Origin of the sequence: Amycolatopsis sp. NPDC051128, from assembly GCF_040682715.1 — a bacterium.
Taxonomy (GTDB): Bacteria; Actinomycetota; Actinomycetes; order Mycobacteriales; family Pseudonocardiaceae; genus Amycolatopsis.
On sequence record NZ_JBFBBN010000053.1, the window covers coordinates 25,962 to 51,837 of the forward strand.

The following is a 25,876-nucleotide window of genomic DNA, read 5'->3' on the forward strand; positions in this document are numbered from 1 at the left end:
GGATGGCCGAACGGGGGATGTTCCAGACCTCCGAGCTGGTGACACCGTTCACTTCTGCCTAAGGACGAAGCCACGCACACCGGCACGAGTACCCGCGCCTAGCCGGTTCACCCAGGTCAACTCGGCGACCCGGCACACCTCGGTTACGGTCCCCGCCCAAGATCGACGACGAGGAGCCGCCGCGGGCCTGGCAATGTTGGCCGTCCCGCTGATAGGCCCAGTGACGACCACGAGCGATCCCTGGTTGCCGTTCCTGCCGCCTGATCCCGGCCAGGCGGCCGGGATCAGGCGGTGTCGGCGTACTTCCGAGACCACCCTCGCCTGCATCGTCCTCCATCTCCGATGAAGATCCCCACGACGTCCCAGTTAGTGGGTCGCCGCTCAGCAGGGCGGTTGCGAGCGGCTGGACGACGGCCAGCCGGAGCACGAACCGCGCATCGGTACCGCCTCCAGCCGGTCGACGGATCGCCTGGTCCGGAGACTACTTGCCGGTTCGCGGTCCCGTGCACCGCCCAGGTCGCCGATCTTGGTATCGTCCCGCCTTCGTTGAGGTCCGGAGCGGAGGGTCACCGTGAACAAGGCCAACCGGCGACGCCGCAGACGCAGACCGCACCTCCGCCGGCGACCCGTGTCCGCGGCACAACCCTCCTCCGAGACGCCGAGTCCGCCTCCCCCGAGGAAGCCCGCGCCTGTCCTGATGGCGGGTTTCGTGCTTGCCGCGGCGGTGCTGGGCATCGGGATCATGCTCCACGTGCTCGGGTGGACCGCGCTGGGCAGTGAGGCGGGCGGCAACTGCGGCCGGTCCAGCCGGCCGTGCCCGCAGGGGCTGACCGCGGTGCTGTTACTCGCCTTCGGGTGCACCTTCGCGGGGCTGGGCGGACTGGCATTCATGGACAGCGCCCTCGAGAAGCGGCGTGCCCTGCCACGGCGCCGCCGCTGGAGCGCGATCACCGCCGTCGTCGGGGTCCTGGCCGGTGTCTGGCCGGGTGCGCTGGTCTACGACGGACTGCGCGGACGGTTCCTGGAGGTGCGGTGGTCCGCCCCGCTCGACCGGCCTTCCGGCGTGACGGGTGTGGGCAGCTGGGTCGACGGTGACCTCGTGGTGCGGGCCCGTGCCGACCGGCTGATCGGCTACACCACCACGGGGACCGCCTGGACGACGGAGGTCCCGGGTCGCGAGGCACTGTGCACGATGAGCCGGGACGTCGAGGACGGCGTCGGCCTGGTCGGGTGGGCGGCCGACGGCCAGCCGTGCGCAACCGTCGTGGCGATGGACCTGCGCACCGGCAAGTCCCTGTGGCAGCTGACGCGGACGGCGAGCGACCGGTACCGGTACGGCGACGCAATTGCCGGCGACGAGCTGGCGGTCACCTCGAGGCTCGCGGTCTTCACCGAACCCACCGGGCTGAGGGCCGTGGGACTGCGCGAGCTTCGAACGTCAGCGGCGGACACGGGCAGGCCGCCGGACGGCACAGTGCTCCAGCGTGAATTCCGACGTTCGCCATCGGGCCGGAAGATCGCGACGACGGCGGGATTCGTGCCGACATCGCCGCCGATCGGAATTGGGTCTGGCAGAGAAGAACGCACATAAATGAACGCTCCCCTTGAACAAGGCGGAGTCCTGGTCGCGCCGCGCGATCTCGTCCAATGCCGTTGTCACAGGGTTCATGCGGTATGCGGATAGACGCCGTCCATGCGTGTACCGCATCGATTGATCGGATGCCGGTGTTGGACCGCGGTCGTCGCCCGCCACCAGACTCGTCGGTGGGACCGTCGCTCAACGAGGAGATGAGGTAAGCATGACCGGGATTTCGAGGCGGGGCGCACTCGCACTGGCCGCCGGTGCGGTCACGGCCCAGATCGTGAGCACGGGTTCGCCGGCCGCGGCGAGCCCGCCGGGGAGAGCCGGGCAGGATCCGGTCGTGGGCGCCGACCTCATCACCACGGTGACACCGCGCGACAACTGGCGGGTCACCGCGGTCGCCGTCCGGTACGCCGATCCCGTCGACCTGCGGGGCGCCGCGATCGCGCCGTCCGCGTTCGAGGTCATCGCCACGGTCGGCGGCCAGAGGGTGCCCCGGACGGTCACCCGGGCCTACACGAACACCGCGCCCGAGGTGGCCGAGCGGAGCCGGCCGGGCAAGTACGTGATCATCGAGCTGGATCCAGCGGATCCCAACGCGCGCGCCTCGGGCACCGACCCGCTCCCGCTCGACCGGGCGTACGCGATCCGGCAGGTCGAGGACCTGAAAACCCGCGGCGGTGCGGTCGTCCTCCCGGCGACCCCGTTCGCAGTCCGCAACGACGGCGTGCTCAACCCGGTCGTCGACGGCTTCACCGCGGGCTCGTTCGTCGACTCGACCGGGTTCGAGCTGAGATTCCGGCTCTACCGACCGGCAACGGGAAACAGCCGCCTCCCCCTCGTCGTCACCCTGCACGGCGGTGGCGAGGTCGCCGACAACGACATGACCCAGCTGACCGGCAACCGGATCGCGGTCACGTTCGCGAAACCGGAACGGCAACACACGAACCCGGCGTTCGTCCTCGCGCCCCAGGTCCCGCTCCCCCGCCCGATGGACGGCCCGGACGGCACCGACTGGACCGACGCCCGGGTCAACGCGGCGACCGTCGAGCTCATCGACACCTTCGCGGCCCGCGAACCCGTCGACCCCGACCGGATCTACCTCGTCGGCCTGTCCTCCGGCGGCCGCGGGATCTACAACCTGCTGCCGAAGTACCCCGGCAAGTTCGCCGCCGCCCTGCCCACGTCCGGCTGGGGCGAGGTGTCGGCCATGGACAAGATCACGCGCGTTCCGCTGTGGGCGGACCATTCGATCGACGACCCGGTGGTGCCCTACCGGGAGGGCCGGTTCGGCAAACCCGGTACCTGGACGCTGATGAACGCCCTGGAAGCCACCGGTACCAAGGTGACCCGCGGCGAATGGGCCAACAACCTGCCCAAGGCCGAGTTCGAGGCCCGCTCGCGCGCACTGCTGCGCGAGGCCCGCGCCGCCGGCAGTCACGTGCTGTTCACGAGCTACACAGCGGGGACGACGGCGCCCAGCCCGCACTTCGCGTGGGGCCAGACCTACGAGAACGACGTCGTCATCGACTGGCTGTTCGCCCAGTCACGCCGGGGGGCCCGGTCAGACCTCCAGCGAGAGCAGGCGTGAGCTGAGAGACTTGCCGTGGGTGTCCAGCGCCAGCGACGTGGTGACGCCGCCGTCGACGACCTGGTGGCAGACGAAGTGCAGCGCGCACAGGCCGGGCAGCTCGTGGCGGACGACCTCACCCGCGACGTACTCGGCGAGGTGGGCCCGGACCCGGTCCGCCGTGAGGGTCCGCACCAACAGCTGGTAGTCGCCGTCGTCGCGCGGGAACACCGACAGGGTCGCCACGTTGCCCTTGTCGCCCGCGCGGCAGTGAGCCAGCTCATGCAGCAGCATCGGGTGCCTCCAGGAACGTCACGGCCGGGCGGACGGCGTCGCGCGGGATGAGGGCCGAGACGATTCCGATCACCTCGTTGACGTGCACGCGAACTCCCCCGCCGCCGGCGGGACCGTTGGTGTACAGGGACTCCACCTCGTCGCCGACGCGTTCGAGAACGTCCTGGTCGTGGCTGATCGCGGCCACCCGCAACCGGCAGTCGGTCTCGCCGCCGAGTACTTCGGCACGCAGTGGCACCCCGGCCAGCCGGGTGGTGACGACCTCGGCGGCGAGCGCGGCGCGGCGGGCGGCGTTCGGGCCGGCATAGGAGATCTCCGCCTCCACTTTGGACCCCGCCCGGTAGCCGACGCTCACCTTGAGCGATCCGGGTCGCGGGGTTCCGCGCGCGCCCGCCACGCGCACCGTGCCGGCGCCGGTCTCGGTGACCGACACACCGCGCACGTCCAGCGTCACGTCCGGGGTCAGGTAGGCGGCCGGGTCGGTGATCTCGTAGAGCAACTGTTCTCGCACGGTCGCGCGGGACAGCAGGCCACCGGTGCCGGGGAGCTTCCCGAGCAGGGCGGTGCCGTCCGGCTCGACGTCCGCGAAGGGGAATCCCAACGCGTGCAGGTCCGGCACGTCCTGGAAGCCGGGGTCGGCGAAGTAGCCTCCGGTCAGCTGTCCCGCGCATTCGAGGAGGTGCCCGACGACCGTGCCCGCGGCGATCCTCGGCAGGTCGTCGACGTCCCAGCCGAGGCGGCCGGCGAGCGGCGCGACGAACAGCGAGGGGTCCGCCACGCGGCCGGTGATCACCACGTCGGCGGACAGTGCGGGGAGCAGGGCGTCGGCACCCAGGTACGCGTTCGCCGACACGATCTCGCCGTGCTCGCGCAGCGGCTTCCCGGTCTCCCACGCCGGGGCGTCCAGGTCCAGGTCGGCGAGCACGTCGTCGCCGGTGACGACCGCGACCCGGCCACCGAGCCCCTGCGCGTCCAGCAGGTCCCGGGTGACCTGGCCCGCCGCGAGCGGGTTGGCCGCGCCCATGTTCGTCACGATCCGCACGCCGTTGGCCAGGGCCGGCGGCAGCAGCCGGGCGAACCGGGCCGGCAACCGCCGTTCGTAGCCGAGTGACGGGTCGGACAGCCTGCGTTGCTGCGCGAGCGCGACCGTCCGCTCGCCGAGGCACTCCAGCACGATGTCGGCCAGGTCTCCCCGGCGCAGGAGGTCCTCCGCCGGCTCGATCCGGTCGCCGGAGAACCCGGCCCCGCTGCCGATCCTGGTGGTAGACAAGCGATCTCTCCCCGGCTAGAACGAGATGGCGCCGGTCACGAACGCGACGACGGTCATGACCAGCGTCGTGCCGAACGCCCATTTGAAGATGAACCGCTGATGGTCGCCCAGGTCGACGCCGCTCATGCCGACCAGGATGAACGTGGACGCGGTCAACGGGCTGAGCGGGAACCCCGTGGTCATCTGCCCGAGGATGGCCGCCGTCCCGACCTCGGCCGCACTGCCGCCGAAGGCGGCCGAGGTCTCCGCCAGCACTGGCAGCACACCGAAGTAGTAGGCATCCGGAGTGAACACCAGCGACAGCGGCATGCCCGTGACGGCCACGATCACCGGCAGCGCACCGCCCGCGCCGTGCGGGATGATGCCGACGAGCCACTTCGCCATCGCCCCGATCATGCCGGTGCCGCCGAGGATCCCGGTGAACACGCCCGCGGCGAAGATCATCGTCGTGACCAGCACGACGTTGGTGCCGTGCTTGGCGAACAGCTCCTGCTGCTGCTCCCACTTCGGCCGGTTCACGATCACCGCGATGACGAACGCGACCACGAACACGACCTCGAGCGGGAACCACTGGGCGAGCAGCACCACGATCAGCGCGAGGGTCAGGACCACGTTGAACCAGAACCGGACGCGGGCCCACCCGACGCGCGGCTCCGGGGCGGGCACGACCTCGTCCAGTTCGATGACACCGAGCCGCTTGCGTTCCGACCGTCCGATGAGGAACGCCGCGACCAGCACCCACAAGATACCCGCGACCATCGCCGGGATCGCCGGCACGAAGACCTCGCCCGCGGTCAGGTGCAGCGCCGCCATGGCCCGCGCGGTCGGGCCGCCCCACGGGACCATGTTCATCACGCCGGCGCCGAGACAGACCACGCCGGCGAGGACGAGCCGCCGCATGCCGAGCCGTTCGTAGATCGGCACCAGCGCCGACGCGGTGATCAGGAACGTCGACGCGCCGTCGCCGTCGAGCGCGACCAGAAGCGTCAGGACCGCGGTGCCGACGGTGATCTTCAGCGGGTCGCCCTTCGCCCACCGCAGCACCCGCGCGACGGCCGGGTCGAACAGCCCGGCGTCGATCATCAGGCTGAAGTACAGCACCGCGAACGTGATCATGATCGCGACCGGGGCGACCTTGAGGAGGCCGCCTCCGACCAGCTTGCCGAGGGCGCCGCCGTGCCCGGTGAGCACCGCGACGAGGACCGGCAGCGCGGTCAACGCGATGAGCACCGAGACCCGGCGGGACAGCACCGCAACCAGGAACAGCGCGATCGTGACAAAGCCACTCGCGGCGAGCATCCTTGACCTCCTTGAAGTGTGCTCACCTTCCCCAGCCGTCACCTATCGCGGCAAGCATCAATATTCGATAGATTGATGAGCCGTGCGCATGGACCTGACAGTGCAGCAGCTCCGCGTCGTGCTCGCCGTGCACGACGCCGGCAGCTTCACCTCGGCGGCGGAGGTGCTGCTGCAGGCACAGTCGTCACTGTCCAGGACCGTGCTCGAAGTCGAGCGGCGCCTGGGGGTGGCGATCTTCGAACGCACGACCAGACGGCTCGAACTGACCACCGAAGGCCGCGAGTTCGTCGCGATCGCCCGCGTCACGGTTGCGTCGTTCGACGCGAACCTGCGCCACTTCGCCGGCTTCCTCGACGGCCAGCGCGGCCGGGTCCGCGTGGCGACCCTGCCTTCCCTGGCCGCGATCCTGCTGCCGACCATCGTGTCCACCTACCACCGCGACCACCCCGGCGTCGTCCTGTCCATTGAGGACGCCCTGGCCACCGAGGTGCTCGGTCGTGTCCGCGCCGGTGAGGTCGACCTGGCCGTGACCGTCGTGTCCGCGACCACCGACCCCATCGACGACCTGCTGGTCACCCCCGTCGCCACCGACCGGTTCTGCTGTGTGTTCCCGAAAGGCCACCGCTTCACCGAGGTCGCGGAGGTCACCTGGACCGACCTCACGGCCGAGGCGTTCATCGCCTTCGACCGCACCACGAGCATCCGCCAGCACCTCGACCGGGCCTTCACCGAGGCAGGCGCCCGCCCGCGCAACGCCATCGAGGCCCGCAACATCAGCGCGGTCGCCGGCCTCGTCGCCGCCGGGCTCGGCGTGACCGCCGTACCGGGACTTGTCCTGCCACTCATGACGTTCGCCGAACTCGAACACCGTCCACTCGGCGCCCCCCGCACCGAACGCAGCATCGCCGTCGTCAGCGTTCCCCACCGGCCGCTGGCGCCCGCGGTCGTCGCCTTCCGGACCGCCATCACCGACGCGAGCCGCTCCGGCATCGACCTGCCCCAGGAGACGTCCTGGTTGCCGTCGTGAACGGCGGAATGGCTCCACTGCCCCGACTTCGCGCAGCGGCTACGCCGTTCCGGGGGGCCGCCGGCGATCCAGGAGGTACCGGGCCCGGGCGTCTCCAGCACCACGTGCGCACCGCACAACCGACCGGCGGGAGCACCCAGCGAGCCGCGCTCTACGCGGTGGGGATGAACGGCGACCGCGACGGGCTACGGCTCCTGAGGGCACACGCCCCCGTCGTCCGTGCCCGCGCGAACTGGTGGCTGCGGCTTCCGGCCGAGGCCTCCGCGGGCGCGGCCCTCTGACGACCGAGCCGGCCAGCGAGCGCCGTTCACGGCCGAAGAACCGCTCGGCGTCCGCTGTGCCGTAGGCAGCCAACCCGACGTAGGGCACATCGACGGCGACATCGTCGTCTTGCTCAAGACGATCGTCGTTGAGATCGGCGGCGACAGCGTGCCAACGGGGTCCCCACTCGTTTCGGTCGCCACCGCAGGCCGCCACGTACGCCAGCGTCACCGCCAAGCTGGGCAACCGCCGACTACCGGCGGCGTCGGACAGCGTCGTCGATGAGAAATGGGCACGCCGCGCCAGCTCCCGGTACGACGGACTCCCTGCACTCTCGCGCAGTTGTCGCAGGTCAGAGGCAAATTCCGGGAGAACGGCACCATCCTGTTCCCACGGCCTCTCAGCATGTGGCATGACTTCCCCAACCTCTCCCCGAGTCGGTTGCCCATTGTCCGGACGTTGTTTGTCCGGCGTCCAGCGCCCGGCGCCGGACAACCCGATGGCACTACAACCAGGAGCTGCACCTCGAGCCAGACGGCCGAGCCACCCGCCAGACCACCTGGCATGGATCTCAACGGAAAGCGGGAAATCATGCGTTGGTTCACAAGCACAGGCGCCGTGCGTAGCGCCGCTACGACAGTGACCGCTCCGACTCCGCTCGCCGCTCCAGCGCAGGCGGCGCCGAGGAACGCCGGCACCGCCCCCGGCACGGAAAGGATGGCGAAGAGCCGCACGATCAAGGTCGGCGCCGCCGTGGCCGCGGTCGCGTCGGTCGCCGGGATGGTCTTCGCGGCGGCACCCGCCACCGCCACCGTCGCCGACTACCCCACCAGCACCTTCTCGATTGTCTACGGGGCGAGCTACTACAAGGGCACGGCCACCTTTTACAACCGGTCGGTCGGCGTCGACGGAGCGTTCAAAGCCAGCAACTGCCGGCGGATCTACGCGCGGGCGTTCGCCGGCAGCACCTCACTGGACTTCGTGAGCTCCAGCACCTGGTGCAACAGGTCTGGGCCGGCATCCCTCCCCCTCGACGCGAACGTGGTCGGCGGGGCCGACAACATCTGGGTCTACATGACCGACGAAAACCAGACCTACCTCGCAGGACAGACCTGCTACCGCGGCGTGAGCGCCTGCGTCAACGGTCTGCACTAGACCCACCGCTCAACGACGCCGAATCCGGCGTGTGGGTCCGGGCAACTCGACGACCGGACCCACACGGCGGTGCGCTGCCGGCGCATCGGCCGGGTCCGTAGCAGGAAAGTTCCGATGAGGAGGTCCGACATGAACATCCGTTCCCTTGGCGTGACGGCGGTGCTCGCACTGATCGCCTGTCTGCTCGTCGCCACGCCCGCACAGGCGGCGACATCCGTCGCGTTCACCCCGCAAACGATCTCGGTGCCCAAGCTCCCGGAAACGGGCGTCGTGCACAGCGTCACCCCGGTGGGCACCATCTCGCTGAACATGACCGCCACGCAGACCGCGTACGTGGTCTCGAAGATGCGGGTCAACGACGCCACCATCCGCAGCCTCTTCGACAACGAGGTCGTCTGCCGGGGTCCGGGCGGCTGGAGCAAGAACATGGTGACCGGGCAGAACGTGTACGACAGGAACTCGGGCTCCCCGTCGCAGGACGTGACGCTCTACACCCGCTTCCTCGTCCACCCCGGCGTCGCCGGCACGGTCACCTGCACCGCGAACGTACGGGGCAACTCGCTCAGCCCGACCGACGACGCCACCTACCGGCTGGTCAGCGGGTACCTCATGTTCGCCGACACCGCGGTCACCAACGCCACCGACGGGCAACCGGTGCAATCCAGTGTGAGCCCGGGGACGCACAGCATCAACGCCGACTCCCCGGTGGTGCGGCTGCCCGCGCTCGACTACTTCACCCTCCCCGCGACCGTGCAGGGCCTCAACGTCGTCGGCGATGCCGAACTGGCGGTCTGCTCGCCGAGCACGCCATGCGACAAGACCAAAGCGACGCAGGTGAAGTTCACGCTCTTCGTCAACCAGTGGAAGTCGGACGGCACACTCTGCAAGACCGACAGCAGCGCCCAGGTCACCCAAGACGTGGCGTACTGGGTGCACCACAAGTACGTGCCCCTCAACAAAGCGGACTTCACCGTGAGCACGGCACCGGGCTGCATCCCCCGGTTCAACGCCTACGTCAAGGTCGAGTGGCTGGGTGGTGAGACCGCCGGCATCCAGGGCACGGCCCTCGGGCTCACCGACTCGCAAGGATCGGCAACCACGCACGCCTCCGACATGAGCCACGCGTACGTCCTGCCGTACTGACCCTTCCATCAGCACAGAAACAGGTGAATACCCATTATGCGCAAACTCCACACCCGCCCGACCAAACGCCGGCGCGTCAAAGCCGCAGTGGTCCTCGCCGCGGCTATCCCGGGCACGCTCATCTCCGCGGCACCATCCGCAGTCGCGGCGTATCCCACCACCCCCTTCGAACTCCACACCGACACGAGCCAAATGAAAGGAACCCTGGCCTGGTACCAGCGCACCATCGGTGTCGACTACACCTTGAAGACCAGTTCGTGCGTGCGGGTGTTCATGACCGGTTACACCGCCGACGGTGCGACAGAGGGACCCAACGCCACTTCGACGTCGTGCCACGTCGCCATTTCCGGGAACGCCGCGATCGGCGTCCCCGGAACTCCCGCCTCCATCCGCATCTGCCTCAGCGATGTCACGCTCACCGTCTGCGGAGAGTTCAAGCGCCCGTGACCACTCTCCGGCAATGATCCGATCGGCTTGGCGGATCACCAGGGCCAGTGCGGACACAGTTTCAGTCCCGACCGCCACCGTCTGGCCGCCAGCAGTGGCGACCAGACGGTGCGGCCCTGTTCGTCGTTGGGGTTTCGCGGAATCGGCCACGGATCTCCCGTTGGCATGAATCTCCGTGTTGACGACGCGTTGTCGAAGCACGACCCTGTCCGGCCCACCGACGGACGCATGCCGTTGTTCGAAGTGTTTCTGCTGACTGCTCGACGAGATGTGAGCCTTGCCTTCAGGAGTGCGATTCTGCCTGGCAATCACGGCTGGCGGGATGACAGAGCCCGCCATTGAGCCAAGGCTTCACCGGTGCCGACAAGCACGGGATGGCCGGGATCGTTGAATACCCGCACCATGTCGGCGAGCACCTGCTCCAAGTCGGCAACGATCACGCGGTGAAATCCTCGTCGCCCGCTATTTCGGCGAACAGCGCCTGGAGATCACCGACAAACAGCTCGGCGCGGTACTCGGCCTGAGCAAGGCGGCAGTCAACGGGCATCGGCGACGGGCCATCACGGAACTTGCTGCTGCGCGCGCGAACTGTCCAACGTCTCGGTGCGCTGGACAAGCTGAGCCTGGCTCTGGCCGTCTGAGTCGTGCGAGTTCCACGCCCCTCCGGGAAGTCCCTGACAGCCGAGCGGGACGGAGCCTGGCGTTGTTCGCCATCGGGGAGAGCCATGAACACTTCGCACGCTGCGACTTGTTCTCACTCCCCGAGTGCTGCGCGATCTTGACTTTTCCGTACAACCGCGAGGCTATTGCGGAGACGGAGGCGAGCTCGGTCGCCGCCAGCCTGATCCGCAGCCACTTGCCGCCGTCGTGGTCGAAGCTGGTGACCGTGGCCCGCCGGATGTCCGCGGGCTGGGCCGCGCCGTCCAAGCACGGCTGGCCGGCCGGAAGCCTGGGCAACCGCCGCGCTGGCGAGACGGACCTGGCTGGCCGCCACCGCCACCCCGCCCCGTGTGCTGATCCTCGGCCGCTCCGTCCGCCTGGCTGCCATGCTGGGGCTGCTGGCACAGTCCCGCCCTGGCCGGAGCCACGTTGGTCAACGTGCTCGTGACAGCGCTGCTCCATCCGCACGACGACCTTCCAGACCGGCAACCGTCGGCGAAACAACCATGCTGCTGTGCTCGGCGACGACATTGGTGCTGCTCGTACGCGGACACCGCACCTGGGCCAAGATCACCGCCGCCGCAGCGGTCGCGCCCACCCTGATCGGCCTGACGAACGCCGTGATCGGACCCACCGCCCTGTGGCCGCCGATCACGGTCGATCTGCCCCTGTGGGTCACGGTGGCCTGCCTGTACGCCGGGTTCCACCACGAGGCTCCGACGCCACAAGCCGCACCCTGGCTGCGCGCCCAAGCCGCGGTGGTCGGCCTGAGCATGCCGTGGACGGTGGTGGCCATGCCCCTCGGCTCGGCTCCGTGGACGTGTGTGACGATTGACAACACGGGGCGCTGTGAAGAACTGGATCACGCTGGCGGCCGGACTGGCGGGCCTCCTACTGGCGTCCCGCCGCGGCCAGGCCCTTCACGCTTGGGCCGGTGGCCTCGCGATCTCCGTGGCATCGACTCTGCCGCTCCAGGCCGGCTCCGTCTGGTTCGCCGGCCAACTTCACTCGCAGGGCGCCATCGGGATCGAGCCGCTGATGTGGGCATACACCCAGCCACCCACCCTGCTTCGGCTGGACTCTGAATGCGTATCCCGCTTGCGTGAGAGCCAGAGAATGCGATGACCACGATCGTCGACGGGGTCTCGGTGGTCGCACGGCAGTCGCAGGTAAGGCAAGATCCACATGTCATCGAAGGCGATACCTTACAGGTCACGTTGCCAGTGCACCAGGCTTTGACGCAAGCTCAAAACATCAGCATGATCGGGACCGAGAGTCCGGGACTGGTCGGCCAGCAATTGCTCGTACTCGGCAACGGCACCTGCAGTGTCACCCGCCTTACCACGCCAAAATGCCAAATTGTCACGCGCGAGAAAAGTGTCATCATGATCTGAACCGAGAATCTGCAACTGGTCGGCCAGTAATTGCTCGTACTCGGCAACGGCACCTGCGACATCACCCGCCTTACCACGCCAGGACGCCAAGTTCCTACGCGTACGAAAAGTGTCCAGATGATCCGAACCCAACACCCGCGACTGGTCGGCCACCAACCCTTCAAACTCAGCAACAGCACCCGCGGCATCACCCGCCTTACCACGCCAGTACGCAAGGTATCTGCGTGCCTCCAAGACACCAAGATGATCAGGACCGAATACGCGCGATTGATCGTCCACCAATTGCTCGTACTCGGCAACGGCGCCTGCGACATCACCCGCAGCGCCACGCCAGTACGCCAGATCGTCGCGAGTGGAAAGGGTGGCTCGATCATAGGGACCGAGAACTCGCGACTGGTCGGCCACCAACCCTTCGAACTCGGCAACAGCACCCGCAGCATCACCCGCCTTACCACGCCAGGACGCCAAGTTCCTACGCGTACGAAAAGTGTCCAGATGATCCGAACCCAACACCCGCGACTCGTCGGCCACCAACTGCTCGAACTCGACAAGAACTCTCACGACGTCACCTGACCGGCGACGCTCATGCGCCAAGTTTCTCCGCGCGCGCAGTGTGTCGGGATGATCCGAACCCAACACCCGCGACTGGTCGGCGACCAACCTTTCATACTCGGCAACAGCACCCGCAGCATCACCCGCCTTATCACGCCAAAACGCCAAAACGTCACGCACGAGAAAAGTGTCATCATGATCTGAACCGAGAATCTGCAACTGGTCGGCCAGTAACCGTTCGAACTCGGCAACGGCACCAGCGGCATCGCCCGCCTTACCACGCCAGGACACCAAGTTCCTACGCGTACGAAAAGTGTCCAGATGATCTGAACCGAGAATCTGTAACTGGTCGGCCAGTAACCGTTCGAACTCGGCAACAGCACCAGCGAAATCACCCGCAGCACCACGCCAAAACGCCAAGTTCCTACGCGTACGAAAAGTGTCCAGATGATCCGAACCCAACACCCGCGACTGGTCGGCCACCAACCCTTCGTACTCGGCAACAGCACCAGCGACGTCACCCGCCTTACCGCGCCAGCCCGCCAGTGCGTAGCGCATGAGCATGGTTTCGGGATGATCCGGGCCGAATACTCGCGAGCAGTCGTCGACCAGTTTCTCGTACTCGGCGACGGCGTCTGCGGCGGCACCCGTCTCGCCGCGCCAGAACGCCAGGGTGATGCGCGTTTTTAACACATCGGGGTGATCCGGGCTCAACACTCGCGACTGATCAGCGACTACTTGTTCCAATTCGACAACAGCCGTCGGGATATCACCCGAATCACCACGCAGATCAGCCAGCTTCCAGCGCGTGCGCAGAGTTTTGGGATGATCCGGGCCGAATACTCGCGACCGGCTGGCCAGCAGCTGCTCGTATTCGGCGACGTAATCCGCGTCGACATCCGCCTCATCAAGCGATGGCGCCGGACTACTGCGCGCCTTTAGGACATCGGGATGACCTGGGCCCAACGCCCGCTCGAGATCGGCCAGCACTTGGACTAGCTCAGATTCCGCTTCCTCAACATCATCTGTCGCAGCATGCCACGATGTCAAGGCAAGGCGGGTTTTGGTGATATCGGGATCGTCCGGACCCAATATCCTCAATTGATCGTGTAGCAGTTGCTTATATTCGGCAATGGCCCCATCAACATTGCCCGCAATGCCTCGCCACTCTGCCAAAGAAGAGCGTGCGAGCAGGGTTCTGCGGTCTTCGGGGCCAAGAACCCGCGATCTGTCAGCCAGCAGGTTCTCGTACTCGGCGATGGCCCCAGCAAAGTTGCCCGCAAGACCGATCAGGGATGCCCGGATACTACGTGTTTCCAAAGTATCCGGATGATCGTGCCCCAGAGCGCGAGACTGATCGATCAGCAATTGTTTGAACTCGGCAACGGCTACCGTAATATTACCCTTCCTGCTTCGCCAGTAGGCCAGGTCGTTGCGGCGTTGGAACGTGTGCGGGTGGTCTGAACCAAGGTGAGTTAGCGAGTGGTCGAGCAGACTTTGGAAGTACGCGACAGTCGCGTCCAGTAGTTCGGCGCTGCCCATCGACTCTCCTGCCATGCGGAGCACTGGATGACAGCCCGGTTGCCATAGTGCGGTTTGCACGTTGCCGTAGAGAACGGCGGTCGACGACCGGAATGCTTGAGCGACGTCGTCGTTGACGTCGAACCTCGGCCATGCCTCTTGGAGGGCGTCTGCGGCGGTTCGTCCGAGTTCGGTGATTCTCTCAGGATTGATGGTGTCGCGGGTCGCGCGTTGGACGAGTGCGTGGGTTTGGACGGTACGGGCGGATTGTGATGGATCAAGAGAGATGAGGTTGAGGCGGTGCAAGCAGCTCAGTGCGTCGCCGATAGTGTCGGCGTCGATCTCTAGATTTCCGATGCCGGCCAGATAGCCGCGGATCGTGTCGGTGGAGGTGAACACTCTCGCCGGGATACCCGCCGGGTCGAGCAGGCTGATGATCTCCAGCAGTGGCCGGGCCATGCCTTGCGGGTGGAGAGTGTCGGCGCGCTCGACGGACAGGGACCAGGTGGCGGCGACAGTTGCTTGATGCTCGTCGGGCAGGGTGTCGGGTGTCGGGAGTACCTGGGTGAGGGTTTTGCGGCGGTCAGCCAGGCGGTCGAGGTAGGTTTCGACGGTCAGCAGCGGCTTGTCGGCGATGAACGCTGCCGCTTGCGCCAAGGCGAGCGGCAAATGTCCTAGCTCCGTCGCCAACCGGCGGAGCCCCGCTTCTCTGGAGGCGGCTGTGGCGTGCGAAGGCAGTTTGACCGACAGGTAGGCCACGGACTCGTCTTCGTCGAACACTCCGACATCAAGCAGTTGCCGGTCACCTCGGATCAGGGAAGTGTCGCGGCGGCGGGTGGTCACCACCAGCTGGCCGGAGTCGGTGTGCGGTGGCCAGAGACCGTTGAGGTCTCTGGGTTCTTGTACGTCGTCGAGGAGGATAAGCCATCGTCTGGGTGTGGCACCGAGCCACGCGAGCAGGCTGCCGGCGGCTTGCTCGGGCGGTTGCTGTCCGATCGTGGGGTTGGTGTCGCGTAGTACGGCCACCGCGATGCTTGCGTAACTGGAAACAATCGCGTCGCGGTTCACTGCGGTGATCCACACGATGAGGTCGAGCGCGTCGTCGCGCCACGCGGCGTGCGCGAAGTGGGCGGCGAGCTGGGTTTTGCCGACGCCGCCGAGGCCGGACAGCACCAGTGCATGCTCGGCTGACGCGTGCTCGGCGGTGCCGCCTGCCGCGAGGAGTCGCCGCATCTGGTCTTCCGCGTCGCGGGGTTGGAAACAGTCGGCTAGCGGCGGTGGAACGCCGATGCGGACCGGCCAGGTGACCGGCGTGTGGGGTGTAACGACGTTGAGGATGTTGCCGTCGCCGATCTGCACGCCGATGTTGTCGCGGACATTGGCGTGTAGGGGCGGACGAGGGTGTTCGGGTAGCTGCGCCATGGGTACGGGGCTAGTCGTTGAAGTTGAGGGTCATCGTGTTGCCGTCGCCGACCTGCACGCCTTTGTTGTCGTGCACGTCGAGAACGTACTTGCCGGTCTCGGTGCCGTGCGGATCGACCAATGCCAGCACCTTGCGGGCGGCGTCGACGAGTGCGGTGCCGGTGGTGGCATCGGTGAGTGCGGAGGCGAGTACGTCGCGATGGTCGCCGGGTGCCTCCAGCACCGTGCCGGCGTCCGCGGTGGCGTGCGATCGGCGCACTGCTTTGGAGGTCGCGGTTTTCAGGCTTGCGTAGGCGTCTTTGACGGCTGCGCTCGCGGTGTCTTTCGCGCCTGCGACGGCGCCCGCGGTCAACGCGGTCACGACCAGGTCCAGGGCTTCGATCACCGTTTCCACCTCTCCTCGAGTCGACGATGGCCGGTTGGCTAAGGGAATTTCAGGAGCCAGGGCGAGCGCGAACGCTGCCGCGTGTGCCGCGGCGATGGGTTGCCAGCCCGCGTTGTCGGCGGCGTGTTTGTGACCGTCTGCTTTGTCGCTGATGCCTCGGATGGCAAGGACCGGGCGGCTGTGGTTGAGGTGGCCTGCTTTGGCGACCCCGGCGCTTTCCATCTCGATGGCGGCGGCGTCGTTGTAGGTCGTGCGCAATTGTGTGGCGAGCGGGGTGGTGCGGGAGTTGAGGACGACCTCGCCGGCGGCGATCGGTTTGAAATGCACGTGTGGTCGTCGTTCGGGAGCCGATCGCAGCAGTGCCGTCCACGAGTCTCGCCTGGCGACATGGCGGGCGAGCTGGTCGAGTGCGTGCGGTGCTTCCCACGCTTGCGGGCGGGCCAGAAAGCCGCTGTCCTGGTCTTTGCCGCCGTGGTAGCTGTAAACCTTGGTCGCGACCACGACGTCCCCAGGTTGGAGGTCGTCGTGGAGTGCCCCGGCGACTCCGACGAACAGCAACGCGTCGGGGGCGAAGGTGCTCACGGCGCGTTCGGTGAGTATGGCGGCGGCCTGGTTCCCCGGGCCGGTGAGCGCGAGCACGATCGATCCGCGACCGCCGGGGAGCCGTCCCACCTCGAACAGGGTACCCGCCGGGTGCGTGGTGAGCCGGGGCTCGCTCAGCAGCGTGCGAACGGCCGCGTATTCCACTTCCAGCGCGGTCAGCACCACGATCGTGGGCTCGGACATCCTCGTCACCGGCCGTCCCCCTTATCTTGTCCTGGGTCACTGTGATTGTGCCCGCGCAGTAGCGGTGGGTGCAGGACTCTCGCCGGTCCGCGCCGATACAGCGCGGCCGGCCGTCCGCCTCGGGTGGTTCGGCGCCCGGTGGGTTCGAGGAAACCGTCCACGCTGGTGGCTTTGCGGTGGAAGTTGCGGGGGTCGAGTTCCTGCCTCCAGACGATCTCGTAGACCCGGCGCAGCTCGCTGATGGTGAACTCCGGAGGGCAGAAGGCCACGCCGAGGGTCGTGTTCTCCAGCTTGCCCTGGGCACGCTCGACCGCGTCAGCGATGAGTACCCGGTGGTCGAAGGCCAGTCGGTCGCCATCGGCGAGAACGGCGTCAACCGGTTCCCAGCGTGCGGCGCGTGCGTCGCCGCCCGCGACGGGAATCGGCAGATCGGGCATCAACGCCAGATAACACACGGTCACCACCCGGCCCCGGGGATCACGGCCTGGCGAGCCATAGGCGCGTAGCTGCTCGAGGTGCAGCCGCTCGGCGGCCAGGCCGGTCTCCTCCGCCAGCTCCCTGGCCGCGGCGGTGTCGAGATCCTCGTCCGCGGTGTCGATGAACCCACCGGGCAGCGCCAGTTGCCCGCGATACGGCTCGTTGGCTCTCTCGACAAGCAGGATTTGGAGCTTGCTGTCACGCACGGTGAGGATCGCGAGGTCGACGGCGAGCGCCACCTGCGGGCGCTGCTTCAGGTTTTGTGCCACATCGGCAGCCTAGCTTCTCGTCACCTTGACACCAAGTCGGCTCCGGCCCTAACTTGAAGACACTTAATGTCGAACCGACGAAAAGGGGTCACGATGCGGATGCACCTGCCGATCTCGCTCGCTCTCAAACTCGCCGCGGCCCTGCTCCTCACCGGGCTGGTCGGCGGCCTCTGCCTCGGCTCCGCCTGGCCGGCCACTGCGGACCCCACCGCAGGCACCGAGGGCGTGGTCAGCCTTGCCGCGCGCTGAGAAGCCACTTGAGCTGGACGGGTCCGCACTGAGCACCTTCGCCGTCGACCTGCGCAAACTCCGGGCAGCGGCGGGCAGCCCGTCGTACCGTGAATTGGCACAGCGCGCGTACTTCTCGGCCACCACGTTGTCCGACGCCGCCAGCGGGCGACGGCTGCCCAGTCTCGCGGTGACACTCGCGTATGTGCGGGCCTGCGGCGGGGATCCCAGCGAATGGGAACATCGATGGCGCTCGGTCGTGGCCGAACTGAACGCTGCGGCTCCTGGCGACGACACCGACGGTTGCGCCGCACCCTACATAGGGCTCCGCGCATATGACACCGAGGATGCCGACCACTTCTTCGGACGCGAACAGCTCGTCGACACCCTGCTCAGCCGCATCGCGACCCATCGATTCGCGGCCGTGATCGGCCCATCAGGCTCCGGCAAGACTTCGGTCCTTCGCGCCGGCCTCACCCCGAAGTTGACCGGAATCATCATCACGTTCACCCCGGGCACCCACCCGCTGCAGGCATGCGCTCGACAGCTCGCGACGCTCGGCGATCACTCCGCCGGCGCCGCGCAATGCGGACCGGAGGTCACCCCCGAAGACCTGCACCAGCAGATCGAGAACCTGATCACCTCGCACCCCGCGGCGGACGAGGCTGTCGTGATCGTCGACCAGTTCGAAGACTTGTTCACCATGTGTCGGCACGACCACGAACGATCACGCTTCATCGCCATGCTGGTGACCGCCGCCTCAGCGGCGGCCGGCAACATCCGCGTCGTGCTCGGCATACGAGCCGACTTCGAGGCCCGCAGTGCCGAGTACCCCGAACTGGCCGAAATTCTTCAGCACACCCGGGTCGCGGTCGATCCGATGACCATTGACGAACTGCGCCAGGCGGTCACCCGACCGGCGATCCGAGCTCGATGCACGATCGAAACGCCACTGCTCACCGCCGTCATCGTGAGCACCCATGGCCAGGCAGGCTCCTTGCCGTGGCTCTCACAGGCTCTTCTCGAAACATGGCGGCACCGCAGCGGCAACAACCTCACCCTCGCCGCATTCCAGGCCAGCGGAGAACTCGACGGCCTCCAGGCACGAGCGGCGGAGGAAGTGTTCGCCGCCCTCGACGACCACGAGCAGGACGTCGCCCGCGACCTGTTCCAGCGGCTCACCGAACCCGGCGAGGGCATGGCCGGCACCGCACGCACGGTCAACCTCGACGAGCTCGACGACACCCCGGCCGTCACCGACGTCGTCGAAAAGTTCGTCCGAGCCCGTTTGCTCGTCCGGGACGCACGCGTTCTCGAACTCGCGCACAACGCACTGATCGGAGTATGGCCACGCCTGACCGCATGGCTGGGCGATGACCGCGAAGGGCAACGTATCCACCGCGAACTCACCAACGCGGTGGCGACATGGCGCCGACACGGTCGCGATCCCAGCCTGCTCCTCCGCGGCACCCAGCTCACCATCATCCGAGACTGGGCCCGAGAACGGGGAAACCCCAACGCCCAAGAGCGGTCCTACCTCGACGCCAGCGCCGCCGACCGCGACCGCGAGACAGAACCGCAAGTAACTCGCCACAGACGAGGAATCGTCATGGTACTTGTAGCCCTGCTGATCATCCCAGCGCTCGTGCTGGTCCGCGGCCCGACGAAACCCTGCAGTCTGCCACTCGACATCGCTGCGGCCGGGAAACACTCCGACGAGCCACACCTCGCGGCCGCCAAGATCGGACAGATCCTCGAACGGAAGCCGATCTCGGCAAATCCCAGCGAAGCGCACGCCGCACCAGACATCCCAGCGAAGACTTGCTGCACCCGAAAGCGCTGACTCAGAGAGCCCCAACTGCCAAACCCACATAACGCTGCTGCAGGCCGCCGAAGCCGCCTGCTCCCACGTTGTCCACGATCCGCACGCAACCCCGGTGCCGGTCACGGCGTCAAGATGGTGATCACCGATCGAGGAGCAGGGAATGAAGCGTTGGATCTGGGCGGCGGTGGTCGTGGGCGCGGGGGCGTGGTGGCTGCTGCCGACCTCGGCGGACGTCGCGATGATCACCGCGATCCACCCCGACGGCACCATCGAGTGGGTCGACGGCGAGTACCGGCGGGCGGAGGAGAACAACTCCGCCGTCTACCCGCTTTCCGAGACCCCGCACGTGTCGAAGCTGTTGGTGCGGACGTCTGGCAACTCTGGCGGGTCCGCTACGGGACCATGTCGAGAGTGGGAAACCCACGCTCTGCGGTACTGGCGTCACGGGTGACGGTGGTTGGGCTGGCGGTATCCACTGTGCGACCCTCGGCCGACGCCGACCACTCCGCCGACACCTACGGCTCAGCCCTGGCATACTGCTTCACGCTGCCGTAGTCGCCGACGCGGGAATCGCCGTCCTGTCGCGCTTCCTGGCGGGCACCGCTCTGGCGGTCGGCTTACTGGTGGTGTCGCACCAAACGCAGATCCAATTTCTGTCTTTGACCGCATGCGCCGGCGGACAGCAGACTGCGTTCAGGCGACGTGGTCGCTCGACGAGTCTGCCTCAACTCCTGCACGAAAGGGGATTTCATCGAAGTGGGCGTCATCGCGTGCTCTGTCCTGATCGCCGTGCCTGTCCTGTTCGTGCTGCGGCTGTGGGTCAGGCCGCTGTTCACCGGCCGATGGAGAACCCCCGGCTGGTTCGTCGGAACAGCCGGGTTCTGCGTCGCCGCCGCCGCCGTCACGTGGTTCATCGGCGCCTTCGCGGGTCCGTCGATGGACCCGGAAGAGTCCTGCCGCGCGGCCGGCGTCACTTACGATGGGGCCTACCGCTCCGTCCATTGGCGAGAGCCTTCGCGTGTTTTCCCTCTGCGCAACAAGTGCAATGCCACCTATGACCTGGTCCCGGCATGGGTCAACCCGGCCCTGGTGCTCCTGCTCGTGCTGACCACGACCTGCTTGGTGGTAGCTGTCCGGCTGGTCGTCGTAGACCGGCGAACCAGCAGGACACCGCGGACCGTGCGGTTCCCGGGTACTGGGAGGGAGACCTGACGCGGCGCCGACGCCGTCCGGGACGCGATCGTCTTGGCTATCACCATGAACAGCTGCGCCGATCCTTGACCTGGGATCGCGGCAAGGAGATGCCCAGCACGCCCAGCTGCGCATCGACACCGGCGTCGCAGTCGGCTTGTTCAAGCTGGACACTGCCGGGGACGCCATCCTGGCCGAGTTGGGGCCGTGCTCAGCCCGGTCGGCTGATTTCCAGTGCCCGGTAGAGCTCCCGCGGCGGCGGCAGGCCGGGCAGGGGGCCGGTGTTGCCGGCGGCGCACGCCTGCAGGAGGTAGCCGATGAGCCGGTCGGCCGCCACGGCCAGTGCTGGGGCGCCGGCGCGGGTCACCCCGCCCGTCGCGAGCATGATCAACGGCAGGTCGTGGGGGGAGAAGTCCGGGCGCAGGCCGCCGGCCTCCTTGGCCCGGCGCACCAGGCGGATGAACTCGCGCAGCCCGCGCTGACGTTCCGATTCGAGGGCTTCGACGCCGGGGAACATCGTCGTCAGCACCTGACCGAACCCGCGGTCGCGCCGCGGGATGCGGCAGACGTATTCGATGAAGCCGCAGAACGCCCGCCACGGCTCCGGGTCGGCCGCGGCGGCGGCCGCGGTGTCCGCGTACGCGGTCATCGACGCGCTGAAGGTGGCCGCTATCAGGTCCTCGCGCGCCGGGAAGTTGCGCGCCAGGGTCGCGATGCCGACGCCGGCGCGCCGGGCCACCTCGCTCATCGGTACGTCGATACCGGACTCGCCGAACACCTCGACCGCGGCGTCCAGCAGGCGTTGGCGGTTGCGCGCCGCGTCCGCGCGGGGCCGCCGGGGGCCGGGTGTCATGGCTCACTCCTCTCGATCTGGAAGGGGTCTTCCGGATAGCCTACCGTAGGTGAACCGGAAGACCCCTTCCAGATCGAGACGCTTGGAGATGTCATGCGGACACCCGCACAGATGAGCGAGCTCGCCTTCTTCGTCGGCACGTGGCACGCCGAGGGCCGCCAGCGCTCGGCCTACTGGGACGGCGACTGGCTGGTGTTCCTGGGGACCGTCACGATGGGCGGGCACACCGTCCCGCTGCGCGAAACCGTCACCCGGGTCGGCCGCCGATGAGCGTCGAGATCGGCGTGGCGACCCTGACCGACCGGCAGCCACGGACGGTGGACGGCCGGGAAGTGACGGAAGCCGCCCGCTTGGCGCAGATCGTGGAACTGGGGGTGCAGGCTGACGAGGAAGGTCTCGACATCTTCGGCGTCGGCGAGCACCACAGCGTGGACTTCGCCGTGTCGTCGCCCGTGCCCGTGCTCTCCGCCGTCGCCGCGCGAACCTCCCGGATCCGGCTGACCAGCGGCGTGACGGTCCTCAGCGTGCACGACCCGGTCCGGGTGTATCAGGACTTCGCCACGCTGGACCTGCTCAGCGCCGGACGCGCGGAGATCACCGCCGGGCGCAGCGCCTACCCGGAACCCTTCGCGCTGTTCGGGGTGGACATCGCCCGGTACGACGAGGTGTTCGCCGAGAAGCTGGAACTGCTGCTGCGGCTGCGCGACGAACCCGTGCTGTCCTGGCACGGCCGCCACCGGCCACCGCTGGACCGGGCAGCCGTGGTGCCCCGAAGCGAGTCTCTTCCGATCTGGATCGGCGCGGGCGGCTCGCCGTCGAGCGTGGCCAGAGCCGGCGCGCTCGGGCTGCCCTTGATCCTCGGCTACCTGGGCGGAAGTCCGGGCCACCTGCGGCAACTCGCCGACCTCTACCGCGCCGCGGGGCGGCAGGCCGGTCATGGCGACCGGCTCCGGCTCGGCGTCGCCGCGCACTACTTCGGCGCGGCCTCTCCGGAAGAGGCGGCCTCGACCTACCGCCACTACCACGACTTCCTGCGCCCCAAACGACCCGGCGGGGGCGGATTCACCGTGTCGCAGCAGGACTTCACCGACGGCACCGGCCCGGACCGGCCGCTGATGATCGGCACGTCCGAGCACGTGGCGGACAAGCTCGTGCGCCTGCACGAGATCGTCGGCTATGACCGCGTGCAGCTCCTCGCCGACTGGGGTGGCCTGCCGGCCGGCCGGGTGCGCGAGTCCGTGCACCGGCTGGGCAGCGAGATCGCCCCCGCTGTCCGCGCCGCCGTCGACCTCAGCGGGAAGGAATCGGCATGAACCTCGAACCCCTGTCCCCGACGATTGCGCCCTGATGCGCTGTCGCGGCCTGACGGCGGACATTCCCCGCGCGCACCGTCCGGCCCGGTGTCTGCGCCCTTACGATCTCGTTGGGACGGAGTGGGCCCGGCGGGCCGTGAAGTTCAGTTCTCGCTCTTGCCGAGAGGTGATACGGCGTCGTTCCACAGTGCTTCGGCCTCGTCGACGAAGATCTGGTAGCCCGGTGAGGTTCCGGGCTGGAGGACGAACTTCGGTTCCCCGGGTGCCTGATAGGTGTAGTACTCGGCGAAGACGGCGGACAAGGGGCCGGTGTGGCCGGGGCGGCTGTCCGTGGCGATGATGCCGACCGTGAGCGGATGCGAGACCAGCCGGACGGTCAAGTCGCCGCCCGTCGCGCTCTTGAGCTCCGCCAAGAGCCTCAGGGTGTATCGCACTCGTTCCCGGACGCTGGCGGGTGACCGGTGAACGGGGTAGCGCGATGCGGCGGCGTCGATCGCGGTCGATTCGGGGTCGATGAGCAGGAATCTGATCGTCGTGCCGGCCTTCAGGAGCTTTTCGAGCTTGGAGTAGTGGTTGTTGACGAAGGCATTGCGGGCCATGCCCGTGATGAACAGGTCGGTGGCGCCTTCGATGGCTTGCTCGAGTTCTGGGCCGAAGCTCTCGGCGAAGACGGGGCGGCGGGCGCGGGCGAGCTGCTGGGCGTGTGACAGCGGCCAGGGCGTGCCGGCCTCCCACAGGCGTTCCGCCTCGGCCGCGAAGTGCTGGTACCAGGGAGTGTCCTTCGGTTCGAGGACGAACACCGGCGCGGCTTCGCCGAGCGGGTGGTACTCGTAGTGCTGGACGCAGACCATCCCGCGCGGCCCGGACGCATCGAGGCAGTTGAAGCCCGCGGACGATATCCGGGAGGAGACGCGCACCTCCAGCCGGCCGGTCGTCTTGCTCCGCAAGGCAGTCAGGTCTTCGAGGGTCGTCATGACCCGCTGCCGCAGCCGGCCGCTGCCGAGGCGTTCGGGCGGAAGGCCCGCGCCGACCCTGCCTGCAACGCCAGGATGATGCCGCCACAGGCGAGCCCGATGACCGGCCCGCCCGTGAAGATGAGGCCGAAGCCGTCCCCGAGACCACGTGCACCTGACCTCCACGTGCGCGGCGCGTATGGACCAGGCCGACTGAGACCCGTGACTTCCCGGGACCCACGACCCGTGGAGGGGCCGCGGGCCGGGTGCGGTCAGCGGCGGCGAGGTCCGGCTTGCGCGCGTGCCTCGGCGGCGTCCAAGCCGGCCGCGTCGGTCAGGGTCGCGTTGTCCTCGTAGGTGACCGAATCCGGGACGGCTTCGCTGCCGATCGGGTCGGCGTCCCACACGTTGCCGCGGTAGACCACGTTGTCCAGCGGCGGGTGGACCTGTAGCACGGCGGTGTTGTCGGCGCGCCGCACCACGTTGTCCGCCACCGTCACCCACGCCGCGCCGTAGTCGGTGTAGAGGGCGAAGTTGTACGGGGTGCGGGTGTCGGTGACGACGTTGCCGCGCACCACCGCCCCGTCCTCGTGCGATTCGCCCTGCGGTCCGGACACGTAGATGCCGCCGCCGTCGGCCAGCACACCCATCGCGCCGGTGACGTGGTTGCGCAGGATGCGCGTGCCCTTCGCCGGGCCGCCCACGATGCCGCAGTGCGGGACGTCGTCCACGCGGTTGTGCGCGACCGTGCAGTCCACCGTGGCGAGGAGGGCGATGCCGGGCGAGCCCGAGTGGTCGAGCCCGACGCGGTGGACCTCGTTGTCCTCGACCACCGCCCGGTGGGTGCCGGTCAGGGTGATGGCGCCGGCGGCGAGGGTGTCGAACCGGCACCCGCGCACCACGGTGTCCGCGCCACCGGTGACGCCGAGCGCGGTCGAGCCCAGGCGGGTGAAGCGGCAGCCCTCGAACCGGATGCCGGTGGTGTCGACCAGGGACGCGCACGCCGGGATGGTCTCCGGCTCGCCGGTGACGGTCAGCCAGGACTGGCCCTCCACGACGACCACGGTGTCGATCCGGCCGCCGTCGTGGAAGCCGTTGCCGTGGTAGTGCAGGAAGCCCCGGTCGCCGGCCGGGCGCAGCCAGGTGGTGTCGGCGAAGATCAGGCCGCGGAAGGAGATACCACCGGCCCCCGTCGCCACCAGCAGGGTGTCCCGTTCCGGAGCGACGACCCGGGTGGTGGCGGGGTCCTCGCCGGTACGCGGGAGGTAGTGCAGGACGTGCTCGCCGGGGCGGGAGCGGTCCAGGGCGAACGTCCCCGGTTCGGTGAGGAAGGACGGGTCGTTCTCCACGCGGGTCGGCAGGCCGGGGCCGGAGGAGGTCTGGCCGTCCCAGGAGGAGTTGTAGAGCTGCCGGGCCCAGGAGAAGGCGGGCTGCTTCATGGTGATCGTGCCGTCCGCGACCGACTCGACCGCGAGCCGGGCCTCGGTCCACGGGTAGACGCCCCGGTGGACGAACTCGACGCCCGCTCGCCAGTCGAGGCGAGCATCCGTGACGTAACCCGCGTCGTTTTCACTCACTTCGCCCGGGATCCCGTCGATGGCGGCCCGGTCGACGCGCCGACCGTCGACGGTGAGGTGGCGGGTGTCGAGCGTGCCGACGTCCACGACCCAGACGCCGTCACCGCCCACCCGCCAGCCGGTGATCACCCGTCCACCGCCGATCACCACCACGTCCTGCGCGGGTGTGCCGAACCCGTTCGCCTGGTAGGTGATCCGGCTACCTTCCCGCGCGGAGTCCTCCTCGATGAACTCCCACGGCCCGGGGTAGGTGCCTGCCCGCACGTGAACGACCACGTCGCCCGCCGCCTCGCGGGCCGCCCTCCGCGCCCGGTCGATCGTGACGAAGGGCCGTTCCGGAGTGCCGGGGGCGTCGTCGTCGCCGTCGAGGGCTACGTGAACTTCAGTTGTGTATGCCATAAACTTATTTATACTATAAACAG

Annotated in this window: 24 protein-coding genes and 1 pseudogene; 13 read left to right on the forward strand and 12 right to left on the reverse strand. The window is 68.1% G+C overall.

Annotated elements, in window-relative coordinates; all coding sequences use genetic code 11:
- Window positions 1-697: 697 nt before the first annotated feature.
- Both AB0M82_RS37185 and AB0M82_RS37190 read left to right on the forward strand, forming a co-directional pair.
- A complete protein-coding gene (locus tag AB0M82_RS37185; protein WP_364732434.1) occupies window positions 698-1,591 on the forward strand; it encodes a hypothetical protein in 894 nt (297 codons plus the stop codon).
- 208 nt (window positions 1,592-1,799) lie between these two features.
- The gene (locus AB0M82_RS37190; RefSeq protein ID WP_364732436.1) at window positions 1,800-3,173 is read left to right on the forward strand and encodes a phospholipase; all 1,374 of its coding nucleotides are present in this window, start codon (window positions 1,800-1,802) and stop codon (window positions 3,171-3,173) included.
- On the opposite strand, the gene AB0M82_RS37195 is transcribed toward AB0M82_RS37190, so the two are convergent.
- From AB0M82_RS37195 to AB0M82_RS37205, 3 genes are read right to left on the reverse strand one after another with little or no spacing between them, the layout of a single operon-like run.
- Window positions 3,147-3,446 (reverse strand): hypothetical protein, encoded by a 300-nt coding sequence (locus AB0M82_RS37195; protein WP_364732439.1) that lies wholly within the window; start codon window positions 3,444-3,446, stop codon window positions 3,147-3,149. The genes AB0M82_RS37190 and AB0M82_RS37195 overlap by 27 nt on opposite strands.
- Window positions 3,433-4,716, reverse strand: a complete 1,284-nt coding sequence (locus AB0M82_RS37200; protein ID WP_364732442.1) for an acyclic terpene utilization AtuA family protein — start codon at window positions 4,714-4,716, stop codon at window positions 3,433-3,435. Before AB0M82_RS37200 ends, AB0M82_RS37195 begins: the two co-directional genes overlap by 14 nt.
- A gap of 15 nt (window positions 4,717-4,731) precedes the next feature.
- Window positions 4,732-6,015 carry a citrate:proton symporter gene (locus AB0M82_RS37205; protein ID WP_364732445.1) on the reverse strand — a complete coding sequence of 428 codons (1,284 nt, stop codon included), beginning with the start codon at window positions 6,013-6,015 and terminating at the stop codon, window positions 4,732-4,734.
- 88 nt (window positions 6,016-6,103) lie between these two features.
- Here AB0M82_RS37205 and AB0M82_RS37210 point away from each other — a divergent pair, with 88 nt between their 5' ends.
- Window positions 6,104-7,042, forward strand: coding sequence for a LysR family transcriptional regulator (locus AB0M82_RS37210; RefSeq protein ID WP_364732447.1), 939 nt, complete (start codon window positions 6,104-6,106; stop codon window positions 7,040-7,042).
- Window positions 7,043-7,146: 104 nt separating this feature from the next.
- Entirely contained in the window at window positions 7,147-7,323 is a 177-nt protein-coding gene (locus AB0M82_RS37215; RefSeq protein ID WP_364732543.1) for a hypothetical protein, read from the forward strand.
- 223 nt (window positions 7,324-7,546) lie between these two features.
- Here AB0M82_RS37215 and AB0M82_RS37220 read toward each other — a convergent pair.
- Window positions 7,547-7,717 (reverse strand): annotated as a pseudogene (locus tag AB0M82_RS37220) (hypothetical protein); the annotation flags it as partial.
- Window positions 7,718-7,867: 150 nt separating this feature from the next.
- On the opposite strand from AB0M82_RS37220, the gene AB0M82_RS37225 reads away from it, so the two are divergent.
- From AB0M82_RS37225 to AB0M82_RS37235, 3 genes are all read left to right on the forward strand, one after another.
- A complete protein-coding gene (locus tag AB0M82_RS37225; protein ID WP_364732450.1) occupies window positions 7,868-8,458 on the forward strand; it encodes a hypothetical protein in 591 nt (196 codons plus the stop codon).
- A 129-nt stretch (window positions 8,459-8,587) separates the two neighbouring features.
- Window positions 8,588-9,601 (forward strand): hypothetical protein, encoded by a 1,014-nt coding sequence (locus tag AB0M82_RS37230; protein ID WP_364732453.1) that lies wholly within the window; start codon window positions 8,588-8,590, stop codon window positions 9,599-9,601.
- Between the two features lie 36 nt (window positions 9,602-9,637).
- Window positions 9,638-10,048, forward strand: a complete 411-nt coding sequence (locus AB0M82_RS37235) for a hypothetical protein (RefSeq protein WP_364732455.1) — start codon at window positions 9,638-9,640, stop codon at window positions 10,046-10,048.
- Between the two features lie 308 nt (window positions 10,049-10,356).
- Here the strand turns inward: AB0M82_RS37235 and AB0M82_RS37240 are convergent, their stop codons facing one another.
- The 5 genes from AB0M82_RS37240 to AB0M82_RS37260 form a co-directional block, all read right to left on the reverse strand.
- Window positions 10,357-10,488, reverse strand: coding sequence for a hypothetical protein (locus AB0M82_RS37240; RefSeq protein WP_364732457.1), 132 nt, complete (start codon window positions 10,486-10,488; stop codon window positions 10,357-10,359).
- Window positions 10,485-10,664, reverse strand: coding sequence for a hypothetical protein (locus AB0M82_RS37245; protein ID WP_364732459.1), 180 nt, complete (start codon window positions 10,662-10,664; stop codon window positions 10,485-10,487). The genes AB0M82_RS37240 and AB0M82_RS37245 overlap by 4 nt, the downstream gene beginning before the upstream one ends.
- A gap of 1,249 nt (window positions 10,665-11,913) precedes the next feature.
- Entirely contained in the window at window positions 11,914-15,597 is a 3,684-nt protein-coding gene (gene fxsT, locus AB0M82_RS37250) for an FxSxx-COOH system tetratricopeptide repeat protein (protein ID WP_364732462.1), read from the reverse strand.
- A gap of 10 nt (window positions 15,598-15,607) precedes the next feature.
- Window positions 15,608-16,768 (reverse strand): 5'-methylthioadenosine/S-adenosylhomocysteine nucleosidase, encoded by a 1,161-nt coding sequence (locus AB0M82_RS37255; protein ID WP_364732465.1) that lies wholly within the window; start codon window positions 16,766-16,768, stop codon window positions 15,608-15,610.
- 5 nt (window positions 16,769-16,773) lie between these two features.
- Window positions 16,774-17,514: an NUDIX domain-containing protein gene (locus AB0M82_RS37260; protein WP_364732468.1), complete on the reverse strand. Its 741-nt coding sequence runs from the start codon at window positions 17,512-17,514 to the stop codon at window positions 16,774-16,776.
- A gap of 93 nt (window positions 17,515-17,607) precedes the next feature.
- Here AB0M82_RS37260 and AB0M82_RS37265 point away from each other — a divergent pair, with 93 nt between their 5' ends.
- From AB0M82_RS37265 to AB0M82_RS37280, 4 genes are all read left to right on the forward strand, one after another.
- Complete coding sequence (locus AB0M82_RS37265; protein ID WP_364732471.1) at window positions 17,608-17,763, forward strand: hypothetical protein; 156 nt, start codon at window positions 17,608-17,610, stop codon at window positions 17,761-17,763.
- Entirely contained in the window at window positions 17,750-19,585 is a 1,836-nt protein-coding gene (locus AB0M82_RS37270; RefSeq protein ID WP_364732474.1) for a helix-turn-helix domain-containing protein, read from the forward strand. The genes AB0M82_RS37265 and AB0M82_RS37270 overlap by 14 nt, the downstream gene beginning before the upstream one ends.
- A gap of 142 nt (window positions 19,586-19,727) precedes the next feature.
- Complete coding sequence (locus tag AB0M82_RS37275; protein WP_364732477.1) at window positions 19,728-20,018, forward strand: hypothetical protein; 291 nt, start codon at window positions 19,728-19,730, stop codon at window positions 20,016-20,018.
- A gap of 338 nt (window positions 20,019-20,356) precedes the next feature.
- Window positions 20,357-20,779, forward strand: coding sequence for a hypothetical protein (locus tag AB0M82_RS37280; RefSeq protein ID WP_364732480.1), 423 nt, complete (start codon window positions 20,357-20,359; stop codon window positions 20,777-20,779).
- Between the two features lie 190 nt (window positions 20,780-20,969).
- Here the strand turns inward: AB0M82_RS37280 and AB0M82_RS37285 are convergent, their stop codons facing one another.
- Window positions 20,970-21,611, reverse strand: coding sequence for a TetR/AcrR family transcriptional regulator (locus AB0M82_RS37285; protein ID WP_364732483.1), 642 nt, complete (start codon window positions 21,609-21,611; stop codon window positions 20,970-20,972).
- Window positions 21,612-21,704: 93 nt separating this feature from the next.
- Here AB0M82_RS37285 and AB0M82_RS37290 point away from each other — a divergent pair, with 93 nt between their 5' ends.
- Window positions 21,705-21,881: a hypothetical protein gene (locus AB0M82_RS37290; protein WP_364732486.1), complete on the forward strand. Its 177-nt coding sequence runs from the start codon at window positions 21,705-21,707 to the stop codon at window positions 21,879-21,881.
- Window positions 21,878-22,924, forward strand: a complete 1,047-nt coding sequence (locus tag AB0M82_RS37295; protein ID WP_364732489.1) for an LLM class flavin-dependent oxidoreductase — start codon at window positions 21,878-21,880, stop codon at window positions 22,922-22,924. Before AB0M82_RS37290 ends, AB0M82_RS37295 begins: the two co-directional genes overlap by 4 nt.
- A 143-nt stretch (window positions 22,925-23,067) precedes the next feature.
- On the opposite strand, the gene AB0M82_RS37300 is transcribed toward AB0M82_RS37295, so the two are convergent.
- Both AB0M82_RS37300 and AB0M82_RS37305 read right to left on the reverse strand, forming a co-directional pair.
- Window positions 23,068-23,898 carry a hypothetical protein gene (locus AB0M82_RS37300; RefSeq protein WP_364732492.1) on the reverse strand — a complete coding sequence of 277 codons (831 nt, stop codon included), beginning with the start codon at window positions 23,896-23,898 and terminating at the stop codon, window positions 23,068-23,070.
- Between the two features lie 251 nt (window positions 23,899-24,149).
- Window positions 24,150-25,853, reverse strand: coding sequence for a right-handed parallel beta-helix repeat-containing protein (locus AB0M82_RS37305; protein WP_364732495.1), 1,704 nt, complete (start codon window positions 25,851-25,853; stop codon window positions 24,150-24,152).
- Between the last annotated feature and the right edge of the window lie 23 nt (window positions 25,854-25,876).

Bases quoted from the DNA above. Each gene is read 5' to 3' on its own strand.
- AB0M82_RS37305 (WP_364732495.1), bottom strand. From the start codon at position 25,853: ATGGCATACACAACTGAAGTTCACGTAGCCCTCGACGGCGACGACGAC.
- AB0M82_RS37265 (WP_364732471.1), top strand. From the start codon at position 17,608: ATGCGGATGCACCTGCCGATCTCGCTCGCTCTCAAACTCGCCGCGGCC.
- AB0M82_RS37210 (WP_364732447.1), top strand. From the start codon at position 6,104: ATGGACCTGACAGTGCAGCAGCTCCGCGTCGTGCTCGCCGTGCACGAC.
- AB0M82_RS37230 (WP_364732453.1), top strand. From the start codon at position 8,588: ATGAACATCCGTTCCCTTGGCGTGACGGCGGTGCTCGCACTGATCGCC.
- AB0M82_RS37275 (WP_364732477.1), top strand. From the start codon at position 19,728: ATGAAGCGTTGGATCTGGGCGGCGGTGGTCGTGGGCGCGGGGGCGTGG.
- AB0M82_RS37300 (WP_364732492.1), bottom strand. From the start codon at position 23,898: ATGACGACCCTCGAAGACCTGACTGCCTTGCGGAGCAAGACGACCGGC.
- AB0M82_RS37295 (WP_364732489.1), top strand. From the start codon at position 21,878: ATGAGCGTCGAGATCGGCGTGGCGACCCTGACCGACCGGCAGCCACGG.
- AB0M82_RS37185 (WP_364732434.1), top strand. From the start codon at position 698: ATGGCGGGTTTCGTGCTTGCCGCGGCGGTGCTGGGCATCGGGATCATG.
- AB0M82_RS37190 (WP_364732436.1), top strand. From the start codon at position 1,800: ATGACCGGGATTTCGAGGCGGGGCGCACTCGCACTGGCCGCCGGTGCG.
- AB0M82_RS37225 (WP_364732450.1), top strand. From the start codon at position 7,868: ATGGATCTCAACGGAAAGCGGGAAATCATGCGTTGGTTCACAAGCACA.
- AB0M82_RS37255 (WP_364732465.1), bottom strand. From the start codon at position 16,768: ATGTCCGAGCCCACGATCGTGGTGCTGACCGCGCTGGAAGTGGAATAC.
- AB0M82_RS37205 (WP_364732445.1), bottom strand. From the start codon at position 6,015: ATGCTCGCCGCGAGTGGCTTTGTCACGATCGCGCTGTTCCTGGTTGCG.
- AB0M82_RS37290 (WP_364732486.1), top strand. From the start codon at position 21,705: ATGCGGACACCCGCACAGATGAGCGAGCTCGCCTTCTTCGTCGGCACG.
- AB0M82_RS37195 (WP_364732439.1), bottom strand. From the start codon at position 3,446: ATGCTGCTGCATGAGCTGGCTCACTGCCGCGCGGGCGACAAGGGCAAC.
- fxsT (WP_364732462.1), bottom strand. From the start codon at position 15,597: ATGGCGCAGCTACCCGAACACCCTCGTCCGCCCCTACACGCCAATGTC.
- AB0M82_RS37285 (WP_364732483.1), bottom strand. From the start codon at position 21,611: ATGACACCCGGCCCCCGGCGGCCCCGCGCGGACGCGGCGCGCAACCGC.
- AB0M82_RS37235 (WP_364732455.1), top strand. From the start codon at position 9,638: ATGCGCAAACTCCACACCCGCCCGACCAAACGCCGGCGCGTCAAAGCC.